Annotated in this window: 4 protein-coding genes; 1 reads left to right on the plus strand and 3 read right to left on the minus strand. The window is 73.3% G+C overall.

The features are described 5' to 3' along the window. Positions 1 to 102 precede the first annotated feature (102 nt). The 3 genes from ACWGKU_RS40740 to ACWGKU_RS40750 form a co-directional block, all read right to left on the minus strand. Positions 103 to 453 carry a 5-carboxymethyl-2-hydroxymuconate Delta-isomerase gene (locus ACWGKU_RS40740; protein WP_401054959.1) on the minus strand — a complete coding sequence of 117 codons (351 nt, stop codon included), beginning with the start codon at positions 451 to 453 and terminating at the stop codon, positions 103 to 105. A gap of 150 nt (positions 454 to 603) precedes the next feature. Continuing rightward, the gene (locus tag ACWGKU_RS40745) at positions 604 to 996 is read right to left on the minus strand and encodes a ribonuclease (RefSeq protein WP_359915598.1); all 393 of its coding nucleotides are present in this window, start codon (positions 994 to 996) and stop codon (positions 604 to 606) included. 114 nt (positions 997 to 1,110) lie between these two features. Continuing rightward, positions 1,111 to 2,181, minus strand: a complete 1,071-nt coding sequence (locus ACWGKU_RS40750) for a phosphatidylinositol-specific phospholipase C domain-containing protein (RefSeq protein WP_401054958.1) — start codon at positions 2,179 to 2,181, stop codon at positions 1,111 to 1,113. Positions 2,182 to 2,483: 302 nt separating this feature from the next. Here ACWGKU_RS40750 and ACWGKU_RS40755 point away from each other — a divergent pair, with 302 nt between their 5' ends. Next, positions 2,484 to 3,128 carry a dihydrofolate reductase family protein gene (locus tag ACWGKU_RS40755; RefSeq protein WP_452180836.1) on the plus strand — a complete coding sequence of 215 codons (645 nt, stop codon included), beginning with the start codon at positions 2,484 to 2,486 and terminating at the stop codon, positions 3,126 to 3,128. Positions 3,129 to 3,178 lie beyond the last annotated feature (50 nt).

Consider the following 3,178-nt stretch of genomic DNA (forward strand, 5'->3'; position numbering starts at 1 on the left):
CCGCCGCCCCCCGCCCCCCCCCCCCGCCGCCGTTCCCCGGACCCCGCCCGGCGGACGGGACTCGGTGGCAGGGCTCGGAGTCCAGGACTCGGAGTTCGCGGCTCAGTGGCCGGGGTGGTGGACGAACCGGTAGGTGTCCCGGTCGAGTTCGGTGACCTGGACGCCGATGGCGGCGGGCCGGTCGATCCGGGCGCGCAGGGCGGCGAGCACCCGGGCGGTCAGTTCGGCGCGCTGCTCGGCACTGCGGCCGGCCAGGATCTTCACCTCGACCAGCACCACGGCCTCGCCGCTCGTCCCGTCGCCGACGTGGTGCCGGCCGACGGGGCGGAAGAGCGTCTTGCAGTCCGCCACCGTGGTGTCGATCACCTCGGTGATCGCCTGGTGGACCTCGGCGGCCAGCGCCGCCCGGTCGAAGTCGAGTTCGGCCGAGTGGTCGACCAGGATCTGCGGCACGGGAACCTCCAGGAGTCGTTGCCGGACGCCCCGACGCTATCGGACGCGCCCGGGGCCCCGGCGCGGGGTGCGGCGCCGGGGCCCCGGAGGTGCCCGGTGGAGCGGTGATCGGTGGAACGATGATCGGTGGAGCGGTGAGCGGTGGCCGGTTCAGCAGCCGAAGTTGATCTTGCGGAAGGTCACGTAGTGGTCGGCGGTGTAGTAGTCCTCGTGGTACTGCTTGCCGGTGACGATGCGACGGGCGCCGCGGGTCGGCGAGCCCGGGGTGACCACGGTGTACTCGTGGTAGTAGCCGGAGGACTGCGCGGGCAGCACGCGCTCCCGGTTCTGGAAGACGACGCCGTCCTGGCTGTACGGGAAGGGACCGCCGGAGGCGATCAGGTCGAGGGTGGTGCCGGCCTGGGAGGGCAGGGCGGACAGGCACACCGAGCCGCTCACCGCGGCCTGCGCCTCGGTCGCGACGGCGATCGGCGCGAGGGTGACCAGGGCAACGGCGGCGGTGGCGGCGACGCGGGTCTTCCACGCGCGTAGAGTTCGGGTCATGACAACCAGGATGGCGACGGTCGGGAGCCATCGGAAGCCCCGTTCCAACTCTTCACCTCCGGTCAACTCGACGTACCCGTCAGGGCCTCGGCCCGGTCAGCCGCCGGGCCGGCCTCAGCCGCGCGACAGCACCAGCGCCTGCACCGCCGGGAGCCTGCGCCAGTCGCTGGAGACGATGCTCGCGTGCGCCTTCGCCAGCTGCTCGGTGCGGGCCCGCGCCTGGTCCGCGGTCGGGTCCGTGCCGCTGATCTCCGGCGCGACCAGGTGGGAGTCCGTCATCACCAGCAGGTAGTGGGCGTTGTCGTACCAGGCGGTGTCGACGGTCCTGACGTAGGTGGAGGCATCACCGTCGAAGACCACGAACCAGGGCCGGATCGAGGCGTCCGCCCCGGTGTACTGGCCGCGCGGGTCGCCGGTGGCGGCGCCGAGCACGGAGGGGAACACCTGCGCCTGGCCGATCCGGCCGGCCGCCGCCAGGTCGCGCAGGTGCCGGCCCTGCTCGACGTCGGTGTGCAGGGTGTCGAAGGGGTTGCCGAGCTCGACCGTGCCCGGGATCGCGTACAGCAGCACCTTCCCGGCCAGCGCCGAGCGGCTCGGCCAGTTGCCCGCCCGCACCGCCTCGTCGACGCTCGCGTACGAGCCGCCGCCGGGCCTGGCCAGCAGGTCGGCCGGGCGCAGCACGGCGGAGCCGAGGTGCTGGGCGATCAGCGCGTCCAGCTGGTCCGGGCCCATGCCGAGGTTGGCCGAGTAGCCCGGCTTGAGCTCCAGTTTGATCACCAGCGGCCCGGCGCCCGGGTGCGCCCCGAGCCAGACCCGGACGTCGTCCAGGCAGCTCTCCAGGTTCTGGTCGGTGCCGCCCGCATAGAGCTGCGCGGGGGTGCTCGCGGCGGTGCAGTTGTTGGAGTTGCCGAACGGGTTGGAGTGGCTGACCTGCCACGTCTTGGTGAAGACGTTCGGCCAGAGGTCCAGCTCGATCATGCCGGTGCCGGTGTCCAGGCCCTGGGCGAGGTACGGGAACGCGGCCGGGTCGTAGGTGTTGTGCAGGCCGACGGTGGTCGCGGAGCCGAACGGCAGGTCACCCGACCCGCCCGTGGTGGCGTCCGCCGGGGCGGTCGGGATCAGCGCCGCCGCGGCGGCGATCAGGCCGGCGGCCAGGAATCCGGTCAGGGTGCGGCGTACGGTCATCGGAACGGTCCCCCCAAGTCATGGGATGCCGGCCGCCCTGCTCCCGGGCAGCCTGACGAAGCATCGCCCGCCCGGGCGTGCTCAGGATGAAGAAGGCACGACAATAGCGTGACGGCTGCACCGCTTCTCCCCCGCTCCCCTCCCCTTCCTCCACGCGCTCCCCATCCGCCGCACCCGCCACGCCCGAGGACGGTGACGGAACGTCGGGGTTCGGTGGCTCCAGGCTAGTTTGGCCCAGGCGCGGGGTGCGGGCGGTTCGCACCCGAGACACGCGTGAGGCGCGCAGAGCGGCGGAGGAACCGATGTCCCTGGTCCGGGTCCACAACTTCTCGATCTCCCTGGACGGCTACGGCACGGGCGAGGGCCAGAGCCTCGACGCGCCGTTCGGCCACGCCGCCGACCGGCTGCACCGCTGGTTCTTCGACACCCGGACGTTCCGGCGGATGAACGGCAAGGAGGGCGGAGACACCGGCGTGGACGACGCGATGGCCCGCACCTGGGGCGACGGCATCGGCGCGGAGATCATGGGCCGCAACAAGTTCGGCCCGCAGCGCGGCCCCTGGCAGGACGAGGACTGGCGGGGCTGGTGGGGGCCGAACCCGCCGTTCCACACCCCGGTCTTCGTGCTCACCCACCACCCGCGCCCCTCCCTGGAGATGGACGGCGGGACGGTCTTCCACTTCCTCGACGCCTCCCCCGAGGAGGCGCTGCGCCGGGCCCGGGAGGTGGCCGGCGGCCTGGACGTGCGGATCGGCGGCGGCCCGAGCACCGTCCGGGCCTTCCTGGAGGCCGATCTGGTCGACCACCTGCACGTGGTCGTGGTGCCGGTGCTGCTCGGCCGGGGGGAGCCGCTCTGGGGCGGACTCGAAGGGCTGGAGCGGCGCTTCCGCACCGAGGCGGTGACCAGTCCGAGCGGCGTCACCCACTACACCTTCACCAGGCCGTAGCCGGCCCCCGGCCCGGTCCCTCCGGCCCCGGCCCCTCCGGCACGGACGAC

The sequence above is a fragment of the Kitasatospora sp. NPDC054768 genome (genome assembly GCF_053612025.1).

Coding starts and splice junctions, on each gene's coding strand:
- ACWGKU_RS40745 (WP_359915598.1), bottom strand. CDS start 996: ATGACCCGAACTCTACGCGCGTGGAAGACCCGCGTCGCCGCCACCGCC.
- ACWGKU_RS40750 (WP_401054958.1), bottom strand. CDS start 2,181: ATGACCGTACGCCGCACCCTGACCGGATTCCTGGCCGCCGGCCTGATC.
- ACWGKU_RS40755 (WP_452180836.1), top strand. CDS start 2,484: ATGTCCCTGGTCCGGGTCCACAACTTCTCGATCTCCCTGGACGGCTAC.